Source organism: Amycolatopsis sp. NPDC102389, from assembly GCF_044765885.1.
Lineage (GTDB): Bacteria > Actinomycetota > Actinomycetes > Mycobacteriales > Pseudonocardiaceae > Amycolatopsis.
The window spans coordinates 137940-159446 of record NZ_JBIWKX010000013.1 but is presented as its reverse complement, the minus strand read 5'-3'; the positions used below and the strand labels follow the sequence as shown (position 1 = coordinate 159446).

25 protein-coding genes are annotated in these 21507 nt (G+C 69.1%); 18 read left to right on the top strand and 7 right to left on the bottom strand.

Annotation, left to right across the window (positions count from 1 at the left end; translation table 11 throughout):
* Positions 1-78: 78 nt before the first annotated feature.
* The 17 genes from ACIRGA_RS14925 to ACIRGA_RS14845 all read left to right on the top strand — a co-directional run bounded on the left by ACIRGA_RS14925 (position 79) and on the right by ACIRGA_RS14845 (position 14086).
* Positions 79-1587 (top strand): PucR family transcriptional regulator, encoded by a 1509-nt coding sequence (locus ACIRGA_RS14925; protein ID WP_400941067.1) that lies wholly within the window; start codon positions 79-81, stop codon positions 1585-1587.
* A 144-nt stretch (positions 1588-1731) separates the two neighbouring features.
* Positions 1732-2436, top strand: a complete 705-nt coding sequence (locus tag ACIRGA_RS14920; RefSeq protein WP_400941065.1) for a hypothetical protein — start codon at positions 1732-1734, stop codon at positions 2434-2436.
* Positions 2437-2474: 38 nt separating this feature from the next.
* Positions 2475-3971 carry a YHS domain-containing protein gene (locus ACIRGA_RS14915; RefSeq protein WP_400941062.1) on the top strand — a complete coding sequence of 499 codons (1497 nt, stop codon included), beginning with the start codon at positions 2475-2477 and terminating at the stop codon, positions 3969-3971.
* 24 nt (positions 3972-3995) lie between these two features.
* Positions 3996-4250 carry a toluene-4-monooxygenase system B family protein gene (locus ACIRGA_RS14910; protein WP_400941060.1) on the top strand — a complete coding sequence of 85 codons (255 nt, stop codon included), beginning with the start codon at positions 3996-3998 and terminating at the stop codon, positions 4248-4250.
* 9 nt (positions 4251-4259) lie between these two features.
* Positions 4260-4586: an MmoB/DmpM family protein gene (locus ACIRGA_RS14905; RefSeq protein ID WP_400941057.1), complete on the top strand. Its 327-nt coding sequence runs from the start codon at positions 4260-4262 to the stop codon at positions 4584-4586.
* Positions 4583-5569 carry an aromatic/alkene monooxygenase hydroxylase subunit beta gene (locus tag ACIRGA_RS14900; RefSeq protein ID WP_400941055.1) on the top strand — a complete coding sequence of 329 codons (987 nt, stop codon included), beginning with the start codon at positions 4583-4585 and terminating at the stop codon, positions 5567-5569. Before ACIRGA_RS14905 ends, ACIRGA_RS14900 begins: the two co-directional genes overlap by 4 nt.
* 7 nt (positions 5570-5576) lie before the next feature.
* Positions 5577-6608 (top strand): 2Fe-2S iron-sulfur cluster-binding protein, encoded by a 1032-nt coding sequence (locus ACIRGA_RS14895; protein ID WP_400941052.1) that lies wholly within the window; start codon positions 5577-5579, stop codon positions 6606-6608.
* 14 nt (positions 6609-6622) lie between these two features.
* Positions 6623-6958 (top strand): Rieske 2Fe-2S domain-containing protein, encoded by a 336-nt coding sequence (locus ACIRGA_RS14890; protein ID WP_400941050.1) that lies wholly within the window; start codon positions 6623-6625, stop codon positions 6956-6958.
* Positions 6959-6977: 19 nt separating this feature from the next.
* Positions 6978-7700 (top strand): 5-oxoprolinase subunit PxpA, encoded by a 723-nt coding sequence (gene pxpA / locus ACIRGA_RS14885; RefSeq protein ID WP_400941048.1) that lies wholly within the window; start codon positions 6978-6980, stop codon positions 7698-7700.
* A gap of 52 nt (positions 7701-7752) precedes the next feature.
* Positions 7753-8001, top strand: coding sequence for an acetyl-CoA carboxylase (locus ACIRGA_RS14880; protein ID WP_400941045.1), 249 nt, complete (start codon positions 7753-7755; stop codon positions 7999-8001).
* A complete protein-coding gene (locus tag ACIRGA_RS14875) occupies positions 7998-9365 on the top strand; it encodes an acetyl-CoA carboxylase biotin carboxylase subunit (RefSeq protein WP_400941043.1) in 1368 nt (455 codons plus the stop codon). The genes ACIRGA_RS14880 and ACIRGA_RS14875 overlap by 4 nt, the downstream gene beginning before the upstream one ends.
* Positions 9362-10255, top strand: a complete 894-nt coding sequence (locus ACIRGA_RS14870; RefSeq protein WP_400941040.1) for an allophanate hydrolase subunit 1 — start codon at positions 9362-9364, stop codon at positions 10253-10255. Before ACIRGA_RS14875 ends, ACIRGA_RS14870 begins: the two co-directional genes overlap by 4 nt.
* Positions 10245-11216, top strand: coding sequence for a biotin-dependent carboxyltransferase family protein (locus tag ACIRGA_RS14865; protein ID WP_400941038.1), 972 nt, complete (start codon positions 10245-10247; stop codon positions 11214-11216). The genes ACIRGA_RS14870 and ACIRGA_RS14865 overlap by 11 nt, the downstream gene beginning before the upstream one ends.
* 72 nt (positions 11217-11288) lie before the next feature.
* Entirely contained in the window at positions 11289-11474 is a 186-nt protein-coding gene (locus ACIRGA_RS14860; protein ID WP_400941036.1) for a tautomerase family protein, read from the top strand.
* Positions 11475-11498: 24 nt separating this feature from the next.
* Positions 11499-12506, top strand: coding sequence for a biotin synthase BioB (gene bioB, locus ACIRGA_RS14855; RefSeq protein ID WP_400941033.1), 1008 nt, complete (start codon positions 11499-11501; stop codon positions 12504-12506).
* 15 nt (positions 12507-12521) lie between these two features.
* Positions 12522-13709, top strand: a complete 1188-nt coding sequence (locus ACIRGA_RS14850; RefSeq protein WP_400941104.1) for an 8-amino-7-oxononanoate synthase — start codon at positions 12522-12524, stop codon at positions 13707-13709.
* Positions 13682-14086 (top strand): SRPBCC family protein, encoded by a 405-nt coding sequence (locus tag ACIRGA_RS14845; protein ID WP_400941031.1) that lies wholly within the window; start codon positions 13682-13684, stop codon positions 14084-14086. The genes ACIRGA_RS14850 and ACIRGA_RS14845 overlap by 28 nt, the downstream gene beginning before the upstream one ends.
* On the opposite strand, the gene ACIRGA_RS14840 is transcribed toward ACIRGA_RS14845, so the two are convergent.
* Complete coding sequence (locus ACIRGA_RS14840; protein WP_400941029.1) at positions 14059-14985, bottom strand: ornithine cyclodeaminase family protein; 927 nt, start codon at positions 14983-14985, stop codon at positions 14059-14061. The genes ACIRGA_RS14845 and ACIRGA_RS14840 overlap by 28 nt on opposite strands.
* A gap of 12 nt (positions 14986-14997) precedes the next feature.
* The gene (locus ACIRGA_RS14835; protein WP_400941026.1) at positions 14998-16014 is read right to left on the bottom strand and encodes a proline racemase family protein; all 1017 of its coding nucleotides are present in this window, start codon (positions 16012-16014) and stop codon (positions 14998-15000) included.
* A 59-nt stretch (positions 16015-16073) separates the two neighbouring features.
* Between ACIRGA_RS14835 and ACIRGA_RS14830 the strand changes: the two genes are divergently transcribed.
* Positions 16074-16748: a GntR family transcriptional regulator gene (locus ACIRGA_RS14830; protein ID WP_400941023.1), complete on the top strand. Its 675-nt coding sequence runs from the start codon at positions 16074-16076 to the stop codon at positions 16746-16748.
* On the opposite strand, the gene ACIRGA_RS14825 is transcribed toward ACIRGA_RS14830, so the two are convergent.
* From ACIRGA_RS14825 to ACIRGA_RS14805, 5 genes are all read right to left on the bottom strand, one after another.
* On the bottom strand, positions 16696-17673 hold the full coding sequence (locus tag ACIRGA_RS14825) for a DMT family transporter (RefSeq protein WP_400941021.1): 978 nt from the start codon (positions 17671-17673) through the stop codon (positions 16696-16698). The two genes, ACIRGA_RS14830 and ACIRGA_RS14825, sit on opposite strands and share 53 nt — an antisense overlap.
* Before the next feature lie 201 nt (positions 17674-17874).
* Positions 17875-18336 (bottom strand): GreA/GreB family elongation factor, encoded by a 462-nt coding sequence (locus tag ACIRGA_RS14820; RefSeq protein WP_400941019.1) that lies wholly within the window; start codon positions 18334-18336, stop codon positions 17875-17877.
* Between the two features lie 89 nt (positions 18337-18425).
* A complete protein-coding gene (locus ACIRGA_RS14815) occupies positions 18426-18596 on the bottom strand; it encodes a hypothetical protein (RefSeq protein ID WP_400941017.1) in 171 nt (56 codons plus the stop codon).
* Positions 18596-19858: an NAD(P)/FAD-dependent oxidoreductase gene (locus ACIRGA_RS14810; RefSeq protein WP_400941015.1), complete on the bottom strand. Its 1263-nt coding sequence runs from the start codon at positions 19856-19858 to the stop codon at positions 18596-18598. The genes ACIRGA_RS14815 and ACIRGA_RS14810 overlap by 1 nt, the downstream gene beginning before the upstream one ends.
* A 109-nt stretch (positions 19859-19967) precedes the next feature.
* On the bottom strand, positions 19968-21503 hold the full coding sequence (locus tag ACIRGA_RS14805; protein ID WP_400941012.1) for a PucR family transcriptional regulator: 1536 nt from the start codon (positions 21501-21503) through the stop codon (positions 19968-19970).
* Positions 21504-21507: the final 4 nt, after the last annotated feature.

The following is a 21507-nucleotide window of genomic DNA, read 5'->3' as shown; positions in this document are numbered from 1 at the left end:
TTTCCGCCGACGACTGTCCAGTGTGCCGCCTCCGATCAGGTTACGCTCGCCGCGGGGACGATGGGTTCTGGAGGCGCCATGCCCTTGACCGTGCAAGCCCTGCTGACTCGTGCCGATCTGGAGTTGCGCTGCCTTTCCGGAGCGCCAGGGGCGTTGCGCCGCACGGTGAACTGGGCACTGATCAGCGAGCTGCCGGATCCCCGGCCGTATCTCGACGGGAGCGAGCTGGTCCTCACGACCGGTTCGGGTCTGCCCGCCGAACTCGGCCAGTACGTCGACCATCTCGTCGACGCCGGGGTCGCGGCGCTGGGGTTCGGGCTCAGCGCGTTCTACCCCGATGTCCCGGAAGGACTGGTCGCCGAGGCCGAACGTGCCGGTCTTCCCCTGCTGGTCGTCCCCGCGTCCATCGGGCTGGGCGCCGTCAGCCGGGTGGTCGCCGAGTGCATCTCCGACGAGCGGCAGAAGGAACTCAACTCGGCGGTCGTCGTCCAGCGCGATCTGATCCGCGCGTCGTTGTCGCGGTACGCGGCGAGGGCGATCGTCGAGCGGCTCGGGAAAGCGATGCAGGGCTGGGCGTTGCTGCTGGACCGCGACGGCGCGGTCCGGGCGGGACCGCCCGCCGGCCGGATGCACGCGCCGAGCCTGCGGATCGAACTGCCCCGGCTGCGGTCCGGTGGCGGCACGGCCAGTCTCAGTATGACCGTGGCGGGCGAGTCGGTCGTCCTCTTGGCACTGACCGTCCGCGAACGCGTGCAGGGTTTCCTGGCCGTCGGCCGGTCCACCCCGCTCAACCAGGCCGAACAAGCCGTCGTGGCCACCGCGGTCTCGCTGCTCTGCGCGGAGTTGAGGAGCGCGAGAAGCGTCCTCGACAACGAGCGCCGGAACCGGCTGGCCGTGGCGAAGGTCGCCATCGAGGGAAGCCTCGCGCTGGCCGGTCCGATCGGTCGCGTGCTCGGCACCGACGTGCCCGAAGGCGACCTGCGGGTGGCCATCCTCGGCGTGCCTTCCGGCCACGAACTCGAACTGCTCGAACACGCCGAAAGCGACTACGGCCTGCGGGCCGTCTGCGCGCTGGTCGCCGAGTGGGAACCCGGCCGGGTCGTGGTCCTGATGCCGCCCGCCGAAGGGGACACCAGGACATTGGAAGCGTTGCTCCGGCGGATCCCGCTCGCGCGCGGCGCGGTGAGCGATCCGACGCCCGCCGCCGAGTTGCCGGACGCCTGGCGGCAGGTCAGATCGGTGTTCAACAGCGCGTCCGGGGAAGTCGGAAAGCTGACCCACGTCACCGACGTCGCGTCGGCCGGGCTGTTGCGTCACCTCGACACCGACGAGGCGCGGGGCTGGGCCGAGGCACTGCTGGCGCCGCTCGTCGAGAACAAGAACTCCAAGGTCGATTTCCTGGACACGCTCCGCACCTTCCTCGCGAACAACGGACAGGCGGACGCCTCGGCGTCGTCGCTCGGCATCCACCGGCACACGCTCCGGTACCGGATGGGGAAGGTCGCGGAAGCACTCGATCGAGACCTTGACGACCCGATGACCCGCACCGAACTGTGGATCGCCCTCCAACTGGTGGACCGGCCCTGAGCTGCGATTTCTCGCTGCGTTGCGCCAAGTTGTCCTAAGCGCCACCTCCCGTTGTCCAAGGTGCGCACTACCTGGCGGACCCCGCTTCACCGATGGTTACCCGAGACAGCCGGTAGGGAGTTCAACGGGGAGCTTGGAGGCGCCATGGGTACGTCGCTGCATCCGCCGCAATTGGTGACCGGGTCCAGAACCCTTTATCTCGTCTGGGTTCCCGCCGACCCGGACGCGGTGGCGAAGCTCGTCCCGGAAGGACTCACGCCGGCCGAGGACCGCTCGTGCTACATCAATCAGTACGTGGTGGACGGTGCCGATCAGACCTCTTCGGACGGTGACGAGACGTTCGGCGCGTATTCGCTGACCTATCTCGGCGCCAACCTGGCGGGGCTGGACACCGAGGCCGGTGTCCCCGGCCGCTGGTGGACCCACTACCACAACAGTTCCGAGGTGATGAGCCGCTACGCCAGGGCACACGGTGTTCCGGCGGGCGATCCCGGCCGGACCACACTGGACCTCGAGGGCGACACGCTCGTCGCGACGACGTCCATCGGCGGGCGGCCGATCATCCGGACGACCGCGACCGTCACCGTCGGCACCACGCGGCGCGCGGTCGGCCAGCTGCGGTACATCACCCAGCGGGACGGCGAGTTCATCAGCGGGCGATACGCCTACGTGGCCGACCTCGCCGAGCGATTCGAGGTCCGTTCCTTCGAATTCCTCGACGAGAACCACCCGGCCTACGCGCTCAGGCCCGCAGACCCGTTGCAGGTCACCTTCGGTTTCTACGCACCGTCGATGTCCTTCGTCTACCCCGGGGGCGAGGGCCCGCTCGGGTCCGAACACGGCAGCTGACCGGCGCCACCCAGACAGAGACACATTAGGAGCTTTCAATGGCCCTGCTCGAACGTTCGCAGTGGTACGACATCGCCCGCAGTACCGAGTGGACACCGCGATACGTGACCCAGGAAGAGCTTTTCCCCACCGAATTGTGCGGCGGGGAGGGACTTCCTGACGACATCTGGTCCACCTACGACGAGCCCTACAAGATCAGCTATCGCGAGTACGTCGACATCCAGCGGCAGAAGGACGCCGGCGCCTACTCGGTGAAGGCGGCGCTGGAGCGCGCCGATCTGTACAACAAGGCCGACCCGGGATGGATCTCCATCCTCAAAGAGCACTACGCGGCCGTCGCGCTGGTCGAGTACGGCGCCTCCTTCCAGGAATCGCGGTTCATCCGCTGGTCGAAGGCGCCGGGTATGCGCAACATGGCCACGTTCGGCATGCTCGACGAGATCCGGCACGGTCAGATCCAGCTGTTCTTCCCGCACGAGTACGCGCCGAAGGACCGGCAGTTCGAGTGGTCGCACGCGGCGATGTTCACCGACAACTGGGTCACGCTGGGCGCCCGTCACTTCTTCGACGACGTCATGATGACCCGCGACGCGCTGTCGACGTCGATCTTCGCGAACTTCGCCTTCGAGACCGGTTTCACCAACCTGCAGTTCATCGGGCTTTCCGGTGACGCCGCCAATGCCGGCGACTTCACGTTCTCCAAGCTCATCCAGAGCATCCAGTCCGACGAGGCGCGGCACGCGCAGCTGGGCACGCCCCTGCTGCAGATGCTGATCGAGAACGGCCAGAAGGCCGAGGCGCAGAAGAAGATCGACATCGCCTTCTGGCGCTCGTACCGGCTTTTCACCATCTTGTCCGGGATTCCGATGGATTATTACGTGCCACTCGAAGTCCGCGGCGAGTCCTTCAAGGAGTTCATGGAGGAGTGGATCGTCACCCAGTTCATGCGCTCGCTGGAGGACCTCGGGCTCTCCAAGCCGTGGTACTGGGACATCTTCCTGCGTGACATCTCCGAGCACCACCACGGACAGCATCTCGGCACCTACTCGTGGCGGCCGACCCTGTGGTGGAACCCCGCCGCCGGCGTCAGCCCGGAGGAACGGGACTGGCTGGAGGAGAAATACCCCGGCTGGAACGGAACCTTCGGCAAGGTCTGGGACGTCCTGATCGACAACATGGTCCACGACCGGATGGACAAGACCGTACCCGGCACGCTCCCGGTGATCTGCAACGTCTCCCAGCTGCCCATCGTCGGGACGCCGTCGCAGACGCTGCGCGACATTTCCTTGGTGCACGAAGGACGTCGCTACCACTTCGCGTCCGAAGTGGACAGGTGGATCTTCGAGGACGACCCGGAGCGCTACAAGCATCACAAGAATCTCGTGGACCGGTTCCTCGGCGGCGAGATCCAGCCCGCCGATCTCGGTGGCGTTCTGGAGTACATGGGCCTGGGCACCGTCGGCCCCGGCGGGGAGGACGCCCACGGTTTCGCCTGGGTGGATGCCTACCGCACCAAGCTCGCGAACGTCGGCTGAGCGAGCGAACAGGAGGAGATCATCATGGCCGTTGTCCCGCTCGCCGCCCATTTCCACGGCGACTTCGTCCTCAAGCTGCTGCCGGTCGACACGACGAACACGATGGACGAGGTCGCCGCGGCGGCCGCCGCGAACTCCGTCGGCATCCACGTCCCCGACCAGCCCGGCCGGACCCTCCGGGTGCGCAAGCAGGGCGTGGAAGAGCCCTACGCCCGCGAAAGCACCGTGGCCGACTCCGGTCTGGAGCCGACCGAATGCATCGAAATCTATTACGAGTGAGGAGGACCGGTGACCAACACTGAACCCATCGCCGACCCGGTCGGCCCGGTCCTGCAGACCGGCGAGGTCGCCCGCGCCATCGCCGACGCGGCCGTCATCGACAACGCGGGCCATCGCGTCGACGTCCGGGACCGCGGTTCCTATGTCCGCATCGAGGTGGACGGCGGCGAATGCGTGCTCCGGCGCGAAACCATCGCCGCCGAACTCGGCCGCCCGTTCAAACTGTCCGAACTGGAACTGATCATGCCCTCCTTCGTGGGGCGGATCGAGACCGGCACGGATGTCATCCGGTTCTACCTCGGCAGCGCGTCCGACAAGAAGGAGGCCCGCGCATGAGTGCCCCGCTGAAGCCCCTCAAGACCTGGGGGCACCTGGCCAAACGCCGTCGCAAGCCCAGCGAGTACGAGATCGTCTCGACGAACCTGTTGTGGCACACCCGCGACAAGGAACAGCCGTGGGACGTCGGGCACACCGGCTTCATGGCGGACTTCTACCGCCGCTACCGCAACGGCAGCCCGATCACGCACGAAGACTGGAACGCCTTCCGCGATCCGGACGAGCTGGTCTACCGGACCTACAACATCCTCCAGGACGGCCAAGAGTCCTATGTGGACGGCCTGCTCGACCAGCACAACAAGGAGGGCCACGACCGCGGTCTCACCGCCGAGTGGGTCGCGACGCTCTCCCAGCTGTACGCCCCGAGCAGGTATCTGCTGCACACCGTGCAGATGGCCAGCGCGTACCTCGTGCACATGGCGCCGGCGAGCACCATCGCGAACTGCGCGGCGTTCCAGGCCGCGGACTCGCTGCGCTGGCTGTCCCGGGTGGCCTACCGCACCGCCGAGCTCGGACTGGCGCATCCGGCCGCCGGGTTCGGCAAGGACGAGCGACGGCACTGGGAAGAACTTCCCGCGTGGCAAGGGTTCCGTGAGCTGATGGAACGCCAGCTGACCACCTTCGACTGGGCGGAGGCGTTCGTCGCGCTCAATCTCGTCGCCAAACCCGCCATGGACGAGGTCGTGCTCCGGCAGCTGGGCGTCAGTTCCCGTCGCCACGGCGACGTCCTGCACGCGCTGCTCGCGGAGGCCGAACTGCGCGACAGCGAGCGCTCCCGCCGCTGGACGCTGGCGCTGGTCCAGCAGATGACCGAGGTCGAGTCGAACGTGCCGAAGCTGGCGGAGTGGATCCGCAAGTGGGAGCCGCTCGGCGCGGCGGCCATCCGTGCCTATGCCGAACAGATCCCGGAGAACGCCGAAGCCGCGGACAACGCGATCGGCGCCGTGCGGGCCTTCCACCGCCAGCTCGGGTTCGGGGACTGACGTCGTCATGACCACCGCTACCGGACACCACATCACCGTCGAAGGCAGCGGCGTGCGCTTTCCCTGCGCGGAGGGCGACACGCTGGTGCGCGCCGCCCTCCGCGCGGGGGTCGGGCTGAGCTACGAATGCAACAGCGGTTCGTGCGGCAGTTGCCGGTACGAGCTGCTGGAAGGTGAGGTCCACGACCGCCGTCCCGACGCGCCGGGGTTGAGCGCGCGGGATCGCCGGAAGGGGCGCCGTCTCGCCTGCCAGAGCGAGCCGCTCTCGGACTGCGTTCTCAAGGTCGCGGAACCGGGACCGGTCCCGACGCCGCGTCCGATCCGGCAGAACGCGGTTCTGCGTGAGGTGCGCCCGCTGACCCACGACATGGCCGAGTTCGTCTTCGACGCCGAGAAGCACGCGGCGTTCTCGGCCGGGCAGTACGCGATGATCCATCTGCCGGACGGCGACGTCGAGCGCGCCTACTCCATGAGCAATCTCAGCAATTGCGCGCGGGAGTGGCGGTTCGTCGTGAAGCGGACGCCCGGGGGCAAGGCGACGTCGTTCCTGTTCGACCGGCTCCGGCCGGGGGATTCCGTGGTGCTCGACGGCCCTTTCGGGCACGCCTACCTACGGCCCGATGACGCCGCCAGGCAGGTGGTCTGTGTCGGCGGGGGATCGGGGCTCGGCGCGATGATCAGTGTCCTGCTGGGCATCGCGGCGCTGCCGGACGCCGGCGGCTGGACCGCGCACCTTTTCTGCGCGGGCAAGGAAGCCAGGGACATCCACGTACCGGCGGCGGTCGGGAGACTGCGCGACCGGCTCGGCCGGTTCCATCTGCACACCGCGTTGTCCGCGGCCGGAAACGACCCTTCGGCCGGCGAGTCGGTGTTCCGCGGGTTCGCGCACGAAGCCGTGCTCGACCTGCTCGGGGACTCCGTCACGGACCACACCTACTACGCCGCCGGCCCGCCCGCGATGACCGACGCGCTCGCCCGTGCGCTCGTGCTCGAGAAGGGCCTGCCCGCCGACCGGCTCTACTTCGACCGCTTCTGCTGAAAGGACCACACGCGATGGGATTCGTTCGGGTGTGCAACCTGGAAGACATCTGGGAAGGCGAGATGGAGTCCTTCGAGGTGGAGGGCAGGGAAATCCTCGTCGCCCACCTCGACGGCGGCGAAGTCGTCGCCACCCAGGCCATCTGCCCGCACCAGCAGGTGGAGCTCGTCGAAGGAGAGCTGGACAAGAAGACGCTCACCTGCAAGAGCCACCTCTGGACGTTCGACCTGGCGACCTGCAAGGGAATCAATCCCGGGCACGCCGAACTCGCCCGCTACCCGGTGAAGCTGGACGGCGAGGACATCTACATCGACCCCGAGGGTGACACCCCGAAGGTCGCCCACTCCTGATCGAAACGAAGGATTGACGATGGTTGCCATCAACTGCGACATGGGCGAGGCGTACAGCATCTACCGCTGTGGTGACGACGAAGGGATCATGCCCTACATCACCATCGCGAACGTGGCCTGCGGCTTCCACGCCGCGGATCCGGTCGTGATGCGGAAGACCGTCGCGCTCGCCAAGGAGCACCAGGTCAAGGTCGGCGCGCACCCCTCGTTCCCCGACCGCGACGGCTTCGGCCGCCGCGAGATGAAACTGGGCGAGGACGAGCTGACCGCCACGGTGATCTACCAGGTCGCCGCGCTGACGGGATTCCTGAAGGAACAGGGAATGCCGCTCAACCACATCAAACCGCACGGCGCCCTGTACGGCCTGGCGTCCCGCGACGAGAGCGTGGCGACGGCGATCGCGGCCGCGGCGGACGTCTTCGACGTGCCGCTCATGGGTATGGCGAACACCGTGCACGAACAGGTGTGGGGCAAGCGGTCGCAGGGTTTCATCGCCGAGTACTACACCGATCTCGACTACCGTGCGGACGGCTCGCTGATCATCACCCGCGAGCACGCCGCGTACGACCCGGTCGAAGCCGCCCGGCGTTCGGTGCGCGCGGTGACGGACGGCGTCGCGACCTCTGTGGACGGCAAGGACATCCCGATGCGCGCAGACTGCATCTGCGTGCATTCGGACACCCCCGGCGCCGTGGATCTGGCGAAGAGCGTGCACGAAGCACTGCAGCCGTACCTGAGCTAGCCGACCCGAACCCGAACCGACCGCAGTCCATCCGATACAGCGAGGTGCCGTGATGACCCGTCACGAGGTGGTGTCGCCCATCCCGGGAGTCTTCTACCGCAGGCCCGATCCGGACAGTCCCGAGTACGTGAAGGCAGGCCAGCAGGTCGGCCCCGGTGACACCGTCGGGCTGGTGGAGGTCATGAAGTCCTTTCACCCCATCGAAGCCGACGTCGCGGGGACCGTCGTCGAGTACACGGTCGAACCCGACGACCTCGTCGACGCGGGGCAGGCCGTGGTCGTTCTCGAGGTCGAGTCATGAAACGGTTGCTGATCGCCAACCGGGGCGAGATCGCGGTCCGGATCATCCGCGCGGCGAAGGACCTCGGCATCGAGACCGTCGCCGTCGCCAGTGACGCCGACACCGACGCCCGGCACGCACGGCTGGCCGACTCGGTGGTGAACATCGGGCCCGCGCCCGCCACGAAGAGCTACCTCGTGCCGGAGCTGATCGTCGACGCGGCGAAGGAGGCCGGCGCGGACGCCGTCCATCCCGGCTACGGCTTCCTGTCGGAGCGCGCCGCTTTCGCCGACGCGGTCGCCAAGGCCGGCCTGACCTTCGTCGGCCCGGAAGCGAGTGTCATCGAGCAGATGGGCGACAAGGTCCGGGCCCGTCAGGTCGCCATGGCGGCCGGGGTGCCCACGGTCCCCGGCACGACCGGCGGTGTCGAAGACGTCGATGCCGCGGTCTCCGCCGCCCGCGAGATCGGCTACCCCGTGATGCTCAAGGCCGCCGCCGGTGGTGGCGGGCGGGGGATCCGGGTCGTCGGCGACGAACCTGAACTGCGCAAGGCGTTCCCGCAAGCATCCGGGGAGGCGGCCAAGGCCTTCGGGGACGGCCGGATGTACCTGGAGCGGTTCGTCCGCAGCGCCCGGCATGTCGAGGTCCAGGTCCTCGGCGACGGCGCCGACGCGATCCACGTGTTCGAGCGGGAGTGCTCGCTGCAACGTCGGCGGCAGAAGGTCGTCGAGGAGGCGCCCTCGCCGGGCATCGACGAGCGGATCCGCGCCGAGATGACCAGCGCGGCCGTCCGGCTGTGCAAGCAGGTCGGCTACCGCAGCGCCGGTACGTGCGAGTTCCTCGTCGACGACGACACCGGCGAGTTCTTCTTCATCGAGATGAACACCCGCATCCAGGTCGAGCATCCGATCTCGGAGCTGATCAGCGGGATCGACCTCGTCGCCTGGCAGCTGCGGATAGCGGCGGGGGAGCCGCTGGGCATCCGGCAGGAAGATGTGCAACCCCGGGGGCACGCGATCGAATTCCGGGTGTGCGCCGAAGATCCGGAGCGCAACTTCTTGCCTGGTCCCGGAAAGATCGGGCACGTCGAGCTTCCCGGTGGCCCGTGGGTGCGCACGGACACCTGGCTCACACCGGGCAGCCAGGTCCCTCCGTACTACGACTCGCTCATCGCGAAGGTCGTGGTGTGGGGGAACGACCGGGCCACCGCGCTGGCCCGGTCACGGCGGGCGCTGAGCGAACTCGTCATCGACGGCGTGCCCACCACCACGCTGTTCCTCCTGGAGCTGCTCGACCAGCCATGGTTCGCCGAGGGCCGGTTCGACACCGGCACCCTCGAAGTGTGGCTGGCCGAACGCGCCGCGGCGACGGGAGGCAAGGCATGACGGGCCAGGACACGGCCGCCCGCTACAGCTGGGGCGGCGACGAGCACATCTTCGTCGAGCTCGCGGAATCGATGAGCCTGCAGGCGAACTTCAGGGCGATGGCCATCACCACCCTCCTCAAGGAGGAACGGCCGGAGGGGATCCTGGAGATCTGCCCCGCGAACGCCTCGTACCAGGTCCGGTACGACCCGGACCTGCTCGAACCGCGGGCGTTGCTGGCGCAGCTGCAGGACATCGAGAAGCGCGTCGGCGACGCCTCGGATTTCCAGCTCTCCACCCGGGTGGTGGAGATCCCGGTCCTGTATCAGGACCCGTGGACCACCGAGACGTTGATGCGGTTCCGGGATCGCCACCAGGATCCCGACGCGACCGACATCGAGTACGCGGCCCGGATCAACGGCTTGTCCGGAGTGGACGAGTTCATCGAGGCGCACTCGTCGTCGCCCTGGTTCACCTCGATGGTGGGGTTCGTGGCCGGGCTGCCGTTCATGTTCCAGATGGTTCCCCGGGAACGGCAGCTCGTGGTGCCCAAGTACCTGCGCCCCCGCACCGACACGCCGAAACAGACGGTCGGGCACGGCGGCTGTTTCGGTTGCATCTACTCGGTGCGCGGCGCCGGCGGGTACCAGATGTTCGGCGTCACCCCCGCGCCGATCTACGACCCTTCCCAGGAGTTGCCGGACTTCGACGACTTCATGGTCTTCTTCCGCCCCGGCGACATCGTCAAATTCGCCCCGATCGCGCGGGATCAATACGACGAGCAGGTCAAGCTGGTGGAGGACGGCACATTCCGCATCCGGACCAGGGACGTCGACTTCGGGCTGAAGCCGTTCCTCGAAGACTCGGACGCGTTCAACACCCGTCTGCTGGAGGTGCTCCGTGCCGATTGAAGTGCGCAAACCGGGTCTCGCGACGACGATCCAGGACGCCGGTCGAAGCGGCTATTACGACGTCGGCATCCCGCCTTCGGGCGCGCTCGACCAGTTCTCCTTCGGCGTCGTCAATCGCCTGGTCGGCAACGATCCTGGCGCCGGTGTCCTGGAGTGCGTCTACATGGGACCGGATCTCGTGTTCACCGAGGACGCCGTCGTGGCCGTCACCGGCGCGGACATGCAACCCAAGGTCAACGGCGAGACCAGGCCGCTGTGGGAGTCGTTCGCCGTCGCCGCGGGCGATGTGCTGACGTTCGGCTTCTGCAAGAACGGTGCCCGTGCCTACGTCGCTGTCGGCGGTGGCTTCGACGTTCCCGTCGTGCTGGGCAGCCGCGCCACCTACGCCCTCGGCGGGCTCGGTGGTGTCGGGGGGCGCCCGCTCGCCGCCGGTGACCTGCTCCAGGTCGGTCCGGGAGGCGGGGCGACCGGGCGCTCCTTGCCGGAGGACCTGCGGCCGAGCCTCTCCAAGGACGTCGAAGTCCGTGTCGTCATGGGTCTCTACGACCACGTCCTGACGGCCGACAGCCGGGAGAACTTCCTTGCCACGACGTGGACCTTGACGCCGGTGGCGGACCGGGTCGGGTTCCGCTACAAGGGCGCCGAACTCGCGACCGTCGACCGCGAACCCCCGTTCGGTGCCGGGCAGGACCCGTCGAACATCGTCGACGCGCCTTATCCGATCGGGTCCATCCAGGTTCCCGGTGGGGTCGAGCCGATCATCCTGCATCGCGACGCGGTGTCCGGCGGCGGCTACATGATGGTCGGCACGGTGATCAGCGGCGACCTCGACGTCGTCGCGCAGTCGGCGCCGAACACCCGGACCAGGTTCGTCGCGGTCAGTCTCGACGAAGCCCTCGCCGCCCGGCGTGACTACCGGAACCGTGGCCGCAGGGTCGCGGAACTTCTTTCCCGGGCGTGAGTGGCAATTCGCGCTCTCTCGTGGCTAAGCGCCACTCACCCCCGCCTTATCGCTCAAGAGAAAGGAAATCCCATGCCGCACATCCGTATCGATTGGTTCCCTGGCCGCTCGACCCAGCAGAAGCGCGAACTCGCCGAGGTCCTCACGCGGGAGATCTGCCGGATCGGCGACTGCGCGCCCGAGTCGGTCGGGATCGTCTTCGCCGACGTCGACACCGAGAACTGGGCTCGCGCGGGCAAGCTCTTCGCCGACGACTGAGCCCGATCCCCGAGGAGGAACACGATGACGGCCATGCGCGATGACGTCCTCGCCTCGGCGCGGGCCCAGGTGCTCGAACGCGGCGAAGGGCTCGACGAGCGGCAAGTCCTCGACGTGCTCCGCCTGCCGGACACGGAGCTGGACGGGTTGCTCGAACTCGCCCACGAGGTCCGGATGCGGTGGTGCGGACCGGAAGTCGAGGTCGAGGGCATCATCTCGCTGAAGACCGGCGGCTGCCCCGAAGACTGCCATTTCTGTTCTCAGTCCGGTCTGTTCGAGTCGCCGGTGCGGTCCGCGTGGCTGGACATCCCGATGCTCGTGGAGGCCGCGAAGCAGACGGCGAAGACCGGCGCGACCGAGTTCTGCATCGTCGCGGCGGTCCGCGGCCCCGACGAACGGCTGATGACACAGGTCGACGCGGGGATCAAGGCGATCAAGGACGAGGTCGACATCAACGTCGCCTGCTCGCTGGGAATGCTGACCGAGGAGCAGACGCTCCGGCTCGCCGCGATGGGAGTGCACCGGTACAACCACAATCTGGAAACCGCCCGATCGTACTTTCCCCACGTGGTCACCACGCACACCTGGGAGGAGCGCTGGGACACCCTCCGCTACGTCAAGGAAGCGGGGATGGAGGTCTGCTGCGGCGGGATCGTCGGGATGGGGGAGACGCTCGAACAACGCGCCGAGTTCGCCGCGCAACTCGCGCTGCTCGATCCGCACGAAGTGCCGTTGAACTTCCTCAACCCGCGTCCTGGCACGCCCTTCGGAGACCGGGAACTGATCCCCGGCAGCGACGCGCTCCGCATCGTCGCCGCGTATCGGCTCGCCCTGCCCCGCACGGTGCTGAGGTTCGCCGGCGGCCGTGAGCTCACACTCGGCGATCTCGGTGCCCGCAAAGGACTGCTGGGCGGGATCAACGCCGTGATCGTCGGCAACTACCTCACGACGCTGGGACGGCCTGCCGAGTCCGACATCGATCTGCTCGGCGAACTCAAGATGCCGCTCAAGGCGCTCAACGAAACCCTCTGACAGGAGCACGCCGTGGTGACGCAAGCCGGAGAACACGCGCTGGACTGGCTCGACGCCGTCGCGCGCCAGCGCGAGACGGACGGTCTGCGGCGGGTCCTGACCCCGCGGTCGCCGCACGGTGGGCTGCTGGACCTGGCAGGCAACGACTATCTGGGCTTGACCACCGATCCACGCGTCGTCGCGGCCGGCGTCGAGGCGCTAAGGACGTGGGGAGCGGGTTCGACGGGATCGCGTCTGGTCACCGGCACCACCGAGCTGCACGCCGAACTCGAGGCGGAGCTGGCGTACTTTGTCGGCACGGAGTCGGCGCTCGTCTTCTCGTCCGGTTACACGGCGAACCTCGCGGTGATCACGGCGTTGTGCCCGGCGGGGTCGCTCGTGGTCTCGGACTCTGCCAACCACGCCTCGCTGATCGACGGTTGCCGCCTGGCCCGCGGCCGGGTGGAGGTCGTTCCGCACAACGACCTCGCCGCGTTCGAGGCCGCGCTGGCGCGACGCACCGAGCGCCGGGCGGTCGTCGTCACCGAAAGCGTCGATTCGATCGACGGGGACCACGCGCCGCTGCGGGCACTGCACGAGGTCTGCCGTCGCCAGGGCGCGGTCCTCGTCGTCGACGAGGCGCACGGGTTCGGGGTGAGCGGGCCCGGCGGGCGCGGGGCCGTGGCCGAAGCCGGTCTCGCCGGGCTCGGCGATGTCGTCGCCACCGTCACGCTCTCCAAAGCCTTGGGCAGCCAAGGCGGCGCCGTACTCGGACCGCGCCGGGTGACCGAGCATCTGATCGACTCGGCGCGGACGATGATCTTCGACACCGGCCTCGCCCCGGCCGCCGCGGGTGCGGCGCTGGCGGCGGTGCGGGTCCTGCGGGAGGAACCCGGGCTCGGTCGCGCGGCGATCCGGGTGGCGGACACTCTCGCCGCCGCCGCGGGCGTATCCGCCACGAACTCGGCGATCGTGCCGGTGCTCATCGGTGACCCGGCGGCCGCGGTGGCCGCCGCCCGAAGGTGTGCCGAGCTCGGCGTCCGGGTCGGCTGCTTCCGGCCGCCGTCGGTACCCGAGGGCACGAGCCGCCTGAGACTGACCGCGCGGGCGAACCTGTCGCGGAACCACCTGATGCACGCCTGCGACGTGCTCCGCGTCGTACTCGGCCGAACCATCGACAGCAGGGAGGACGACCCATGGCGACTCTCCGTTCACACGCCTTGATCAACGCCGACGCCGAACTCGTATGGCGCGTGCTCAGCGACGCAGCGAACGTCGCGGACTGGTTCCCCGCGATGTCCGGGTCGACGGGTGACGGCGAACGCCGCACGGTCACGTTGCGGGACGGCTCGAAGCTGGAGGAAGCCGTGGTGACGAGCGACGCCTACCTCCGGCGCTTCCAGTACCGCGTCGTCGGCGGTGACCTCGCTGTCGACCACCACCTCGGGACCGTGGACGTCCTCGATCTGGGCGATGGCTCGTGCCTGGTGGTCTATGGGACCGAGATCGAGCCCGAGTCCGCCGCCGCGGCCTTCGACGGCGCGATCGGGGACGCGGTCGCGAACCTGCCCGCCTACTTTTCCCGGCCGAGGCACGTTTGAGCGAGCAGACCGGCGATCGTCCAGTCCTGCATGGCCACCCCGACGGATTTGAAGACCGTTCGGCCTTCTCGCTTCACGACTCCCTCGGCCAGCGCGGTACCCAGCTCGATGAGATCGGCTTCGGTGATCGCCCCCGCCGCGAGGGCGTGGATGATCTCACCGGACTCCTCGAGGATCGCTTCGCGTTCGTCGATGACGACGGTCGCGTCGGCGAGAAGTTCGTCGGGCAGTTCTCGCATGGTGGGGCGATAGGAACCGATGGCGTTGACGTGGACGTGCTCGGCCAGCGAAGCGAGTGAGAACAGCGGTGTGGTCGACGTCGTGGCGCAGCAGACGATGTCCACGTCACGAACGGCCTCGTCGGCATCGGCGACGAGGGCGGTGTCGATGCCCAACTCGGCGCGAAGTGCCTTGCCGAGCGCTTCGGCGCGTTCGAGGCCGCGGCTGACGATCCTGAGCTCGGTCAGCGGCCGGACGGCGTGCACGGCGCGGACCTGATCGGCCGCCTGCCCGCCCGCGCCGATGAGGGTGCACGTCTTCGCTTCCGGCGGAGCCAGCAGATCGGTCGCGACACCGCTGATGGCGCCGGTGCGGATGCGGGTCACCTCGATGGCGTCGGCGACGAGCTGGCGGCTGTGGCCGAGTTCGCTCCAGACGACGGTGCCGACGATGGCCGGGTCGCGATCGAAGTCGAGGCTCAACGTCTTGATCATCGCCGACGCGGTCGGGCGGTGATGCGCCGACATCACGAGGAAACCGCCGTCGCGCAAAACGGTTCGCGTCGGCATTTCGAACTCGCCGCGGCGCAGGGCGAGAAACCCGTTCCGTACCGCGTCGATCGCGGCGGGCATGGACACGGCGGACCGGATCTCGTCCGGGCCGAGGGTGACGACGTCCACGAATCCTCCTTGTCAGCGCAGTACGAAGCCCGGGACCAGGTCGTCGTCGGGATCCACGACGAACCGGTGGTGACCGGTGCGGAACGCGCGGCCGGTCACGACGGGCAGCACCGCGTTCCGGCCGGCGATCACGGTCGTGTCCGCGATCCGGGCGGACCACGTCGAACCGACGATCGACGAGTGGACGAGCGTGGCATCCGCCGCCAGCCGTCCGGACGAGTGCAGCGCCGCGACGCGGGAAGCGGTCCCCGAACCGCAAGGCGACCTGTCCACCTGCCCGTCGGCGAAGACGGTCACGTTGCGCTGGTGGACGTCTCGGTCGTCCTCTCCGCCGAGTTCGTCGTAGAAGATCACGCCGTAGACGCCGCTGAGACGCGGATCGAGCGGGTGCTCGGCATAGGCGGTCACGTTGAGCTTGTTCTTGGTCTCCCTGCCCAGCTCGATCAATGCGGGTAGCGAGGCTGTGTCGACGGAAAGGCCGAAGAGCGCCGCCGGAACGTGGGCGTAGATCGCGCCGCCGAACGCGATCGTGCAAGGGACGGCGCCGCGTGAGGTGTCCACGATGACCTCGTCGTGGAGGTGGTAGCCGGCGACGCTGACGAAGTCGACCGCGGTGACCTTCGTTTCGGCCGTGGTGACGCGTGCGGTCACCCGACCGGACGGCACGTCGATCACGACGTCGGTGACGCCGCCGGGAGCGGCGGGCACCAGCCCGGTCTGGACCGCCCAGGTGCCAAGGCACATCGTGCCGTGGCCGCACGCGGCGGAGAAGCCGTCCTTGTGCCAGAAGAGAACGCCGAAGTGGGCACCCGGATCGTCCGGCGCCACGATGAACCCGCCGTACATGTCGGCGTGCCCGCGTGGCTCGGAACAGAGCAGCCGCCGCAGTCCGTCGACCTCGGGGTCGGCGGCGGCCGCGACCCGCTTTTCCGCGACCGTCGCTCCGGCCGGTCCCGCCGTCGCGGTGACGATCCTGAACGGTTCGCCACCGCAGTGGTAATCCACCGCGTCGATCCCGTCGGTTGTCATGGTGAACGAACGTAACATGTGACATTGTACTGACACAACGCCTGATGAAGGGGTCGATGATGGCTGTGGGCGCGGTCAAGGGACTCTCCTCGATCGGTGGCCGTCGCAACCTGCGCGACGAGGTCATCGAAAACCTTCGCGGCGCGGTGATCTCGGGCGAGATGCGCCCCGGTGTCGTCTACTCCGCACCCACGCTGGCCGAGCAGTTCGGGGTGTCCGCGACACCGGTGCGCGAGGCGATGCTCGACCTCGTGAAGGAAGGGCTCATGGAAACCGTGCGCAACAAGGGTTTCCGGGTCACCGAGCCGTCCGAACAGGAACTCGACGACTTCACCGAGCTACGCGCTCTGATCGAAGTGCCCACCGTGCGCCGGATCGCCGAGACGGGCGTCGACGCCGACGCGGTGAAGCGGCTCCGCGAGCTCGCGGCCGGGATCGAGCGCGCTTCCGTCGACCAGGACCTCATCGGTCACGTCAGATTCGACATGGAATTCCATCTCACGCTCCTCGGCCTGGCCGGGAACGAGCACCTCGTCGAAGTCGTCCGGTCGTTGCGCGCCCGGTCACGGATCTACGGCCTCAAGGTCCTGGCCGAACGCGGGCAACTCGTCCCCTCGGCGCGCGAGCACGCGGAACTCGTCGATCTCATCGAGGCTCGTGACGCGGACGGCGCCGAGGCGCTCATGCGTCGTCACATCGGGCATGTCCGCGGTATCTGGGCGGCTGAGCCGTAGCCGTCCGAGCGGCCAGCACCAGTGCGAGGAAGGTGATCGCGACCCCGGCGATCGTGGCGGCCGACGGCCGCGGGCCCGGTGTGATCGCGTCCAGGAGGACCGCTCCGGCCAGCTGGCCTGCCACACTCGCCAGCCCGAAGAGCAAGACACCGATGCGCCGGACGACGATCGTCGCCACCGCGATGATGCCCACGCCGATCACTCCGGCCAGGTAGAGCAGCGGCTCCGCCGGGAGGTTCCCAGGCATGCCTCCGCCGAACGCGACGCGCGCCGTCAGGGCGACGGCGAGCGACACGGCCGCGACCGCGAAATTGACCATCGTGGATGGCCACGGCGACTCGGCGACCGCTCCGACCCGCCCGTTCAACGCCGCCTGGATCGCGATAGCGACACCGGCGAGCACGGGCAACGCCACCAGTGCCAGAACCCCGGGTCCGCGCCACACACCGTGCCCGGCCACCGCGACCGCCGCCACGCAGGCCACCGCGCCGGCCGTTCGGGCCATCGTGATCGGGCGGCCACCCCAGTACCGGTCCACGACCAGACCGCCGACGGCCGAGCCGCCCACGACGGCCACCGTGAACACGGCCACCCCGACGGAGCCGACACTGATTCCCTGACCGGCCACGAATACCGCTCCGCACACGCCGCCGGTCAGATGCCACCACCGCAACTCGCCGACGCGCACGGCCGCGTGGACCAGCCTCAGTCCACGCCGACCGGCTGAGAGCAGCGGAACCACCGCGAGCAGGAGGATCAGGCCGACAGAGGTCGACGCCAGAGTCGCCGTGATCCCGTCGCCCACGCGCGAGCCCAGTTCCCCGTTCAAGCGGGACTGGAGCGCCAGCCCCACCCCGGCGGCCACCGCCCCCGCCATCGGAACGACATCCCGGCCGTGTCCCACCGAGTCCTCACGCCCAGTCACTGGCCTGATGGTGGCAGCCAGGGCATTCGAGGGCAAGGCGGCCTGGAGCCGACAGAGAGCGTCCGGGTGCCTCGGTGGAGTCGATGGTGGTGAGCGGGGAGGATTCCGGACGTTCAGTGTCCGGGATCCTCCCCGCTCGAGGTGCCGGCGTACCGGTCCCTCGACGATGCAGCGAATACCGATCCGCTCTGACGACCCTTGTCACTCACGACCGGTCTCCCGATGGCGCCCGTAAGGCTTGGCGTCGAGAAGCGTCACGCGGACGGCCTCGCCGTTGGGCACACGATATTCCCGCCGGTCGCCCGGTTTCGCGCCGTGCAGTGCGCGGCCGAGCGGGGAGTCGGGGGAGTAGACCTCGAGTTCGCCGTGTCCCGCCTCGTCGCGCGTGCCGAGCAGGAAGGTCTCTGTGTCGCCGTCGTCGTACCGGACGGTGAGCACCATGCCGGGCTCGGCGATCCCGTCGTCGGGCGGATCCTGCCCGACGACGGCGCCGCGGAGCATGTCCTCGATCTGCCGGATCCGGGCCTGCCGGTGGGTGTTGTGCGCGATTTCGTCGTCGCCGTACCGGTCGTCGGTGCCGGGACGCCGCAACGTCGCGAGCTCCCGCACCAGCCGCGCGTGCGCTTCCGGGGTCAGCCAAGGGCCTGACGAGACGGTGGACATGGTGGTGATCGCCTTTCGGTGGATACGTCTGTGAGGGCCGGGTGCGGAAAGCCCCGGCCCCCACAGACCTTCGGTGAGTCCCGCGTCGGTCAGCGGGCCTCTGGTTCACGGGACCGCCGCTGGAAGGCGCCCGCGTCGGTGGCGAACCCGATCGCGGCCTTCAGCAGAAGGTCCTTTTCGGTGCGCAGCAGGGCGTTCTCGGCGCGGAGCCGGTCCAGTTCGGACTGTTCGCCGGACGGGGTTTCGTTGTCCGGAGCCATCAGCGAAGGGGATCGAAGGGACGAAGTGCCTCGGGCTGTTTGCCCGTGGTGATGTGCTCGGCCAGGAGTCGTCCGGTGATCGGGCCGTGGGTCAGTCCCCACATCCCGTGCCCGCCCGCGACGTAGAGCCCGGGGGTGCTCGTCGCGCCGATCACGTGCCGTCCGTCGGTGGAGACCGGGCGGGAGCCGACCCATTCGTCGGTGCGGCCTTCCCAGTCCAGGCCGGTGAGGAACGGCCGTGCCGAGGCGATGATCGAGGCGATCCTGGCGGGATCGAGCGGCGCGTCCGGTTTCCGGAACTCCATCGTCCCGGCCACGCGGAGGCCGCCCCGGTACGGCGTGCACGCCACGCGGATGTCCGGCAGGTAAAGCGGTCCGGGCACCGGGCGGTCGGTCGGGACGGTGAAGGAGTAGCCGCGTCCGGCCCGCACAGGGACCTTGACGCCCCACTTCCGGCCCAGGTCTCCGAGCCAGGCCCCGGTCGCGAGCACGACCGCGTTGGCGTTCACGGTCTGGCCCGTCTTCGAGCGCACGCTGAGCGCGTGCCGGTGCGCGCGCAGGGAAGCGACCTCGAATTTGTGACGGATCGTCCCGCCCCGGCCGACGACGGCCCGCGCCAGCGACTCGACGAAGCGGCCCGGGTCCACGTAGCGCTGCCCGTCGATCCGGACACCGGCGCCGAGCCTGGCGGTGGCCTGCGGGAACCGCTCGGCGAGATCGGCGGCGCTGAGCCGGGTGTAGGAGATGTCCTGCCCGGCCTCCCCGATGCGCCGCAGTTCGGCGATCAGTCCCGCGGCGTGGTCGGCGGTCTCGAACGCCGCCGTGATCGGCGCTTCGATGGTCGGCGCGTCCACCCCGTTCGCGGTGAGGACGTCGAAGGCTTCCAGGCATTCCTCGTTCAGCGGCGCGTTCGCCTCGACCGCCCGGGTCCACGATCGGCCGGTGCAGTTCGCGGCGAACCGCGCGAGGAACGACCACAGCCGCGGGTCGGGGGACGGCGGAACGTGCAGCGGGGCCTGCCGGTCCAGCAGCGTCCGCAGTCCGTAGCGCAGAACGCCGGGTTCGTTGAGCGGGATCGAGAGGCCGGGGGAGAGCCAGCCCGCGTTGCCCCACGACGCTCCCGCCGCGATGCCCGCACGGTCCACCACCGTGACACTGACGCCGCGTTCCTGCAGGAACCACGCGGTCGACAGGCCGACCACGCCGGCTCCGATCACGATCGCCGAACGCGGGCCGCCGTCGATCCGGTCGAGCTCGCCCATGAATTCCTCCGCTGCACGAGTGGTGCTGTCGCGGTCAGGATGGCTCGGATCCGTGCCGTGGTGATTGTCCGGATCCGACAACCTGGGCGGGGTGTTTTGGCCGGAACGGTCAAGAGGCGGGGTCGGACACGGCGAGCTCGATGATCATCGCGAGCCGTTTCGCGGGCTGGTCGAGGCGTAGGTCGGTCACTTCGGCCATCTTCCGGAGCCGGTAGCGGATCGTGTTGGGGTGCACCTCCAGCCGCTCGGCGGCCTCCGCGAGGTCTCCCTGCGCCTCGAGCCAGGCGCGCAGCGTCGCGACGTAGCTGGTGGCGTTCGCACTGTCGTGCCGCCGTAGCTCGGTGATCGGGCCGCGGGCCGGTGCCCGGCCGGACGCCGCGGCCGCCCGCAGCCGTTGCACCAGGATGTCGTCCCAGGCCTCGTCGTAGGCGATCGCGGATTTCGTGCCGGGACGCACGCTGTGCAGCGCGAGACATTCGTCGGCTTCCAGCCTGCTGGCGGGCAGCTCCGCCGACGCCGCGCCCGCCCCGATGCCGGCCAGCATCGTCACCTGCCGGGGCAGCGCCTCGCGGATGGACCGCACCCATGCTCTGGCCGCCTCGACGTCGTCCCCGGGCAGGACGGTGTAGACGGTGTTGCTGAACAACGTGCTGCGGCCCGGCCGTGACCAGCCGAAGCCGGTGGTCGCCCGCTCGAACGCGAGCAACAGCGCGGCGTGGCGCTCGTCGCCGATGTGGGCCTGCAGCGCGATCACCCGGAACCGGCCGGGCGGCAGGCCGAGCCTGCTGAGCACGGCCGCCGCGTCCGGTGTGCCTTCCACCAGCCGGATCACCAGATCGGATTCGACCTGCCGCTCCAGATCCGCGCTCGCCCGGGACCGCAGCAGATGCAGGCCGACCGTGCGCGAACTGTCCCGCAGGACCGCACGCCGGGCGTCGGTCAGCGGCCGGTCGCATTCCACCCAGATCGAGCCCAGCAGCTCCCGGCCCGCGCGGACCGCGACCACCATGCGCCCGGTCAGCCCGTGTTCGGGATCGGCATCGACGAACAGCGGCTCGTCGGATTCGGCGAGGTGCGCGAACACGCCCCGCCGTTCGAACAGCTCGCGGACCGGCTCCGGGACACGCCTGCCCAGGATCGTCTCCAGCCGCGCCCGGTCGGCCAGGTGCTGGCGGCTGGAGTACGCGAGCACCCGGGACAGCCGGTCCTCGATGGTCACCGCGCTGCCGAGCGCGTCCGCCAGACTGTCGGCCAGCGCGAACAGATCGGTCGGCCCGCGGCCCGACTCCGTCTCGCGGCCCTCCAGCACGAGCCCGTAGACCACGCCGGCGAGCTGACCCCAGGACACGTCCGGTTCCACCAGGAGCACGGCGACGCCGCCGCGCTCCGCCCGTTCGGCCGCCTCGGGATCCGGCGACGAGCCGCGGACAAGAACGACCGAGGCCTGTGCCGACGCGGCTAGCTCGACGGCGGCCGTGACCGACTCCGTGCCGACGGCGAGGTAGACGTCCCCGCGCAGGTCGCGCGGGTCTGCGGCGTCGTGCATCACGACGTCGCGCAAGGCCACCTCGCGCGATACGGGGCAGCACCACAAGCGCGCCCCGTATCCACCCAGGACGTTCACGAGCCGATCCAGCGTCACCATGGCC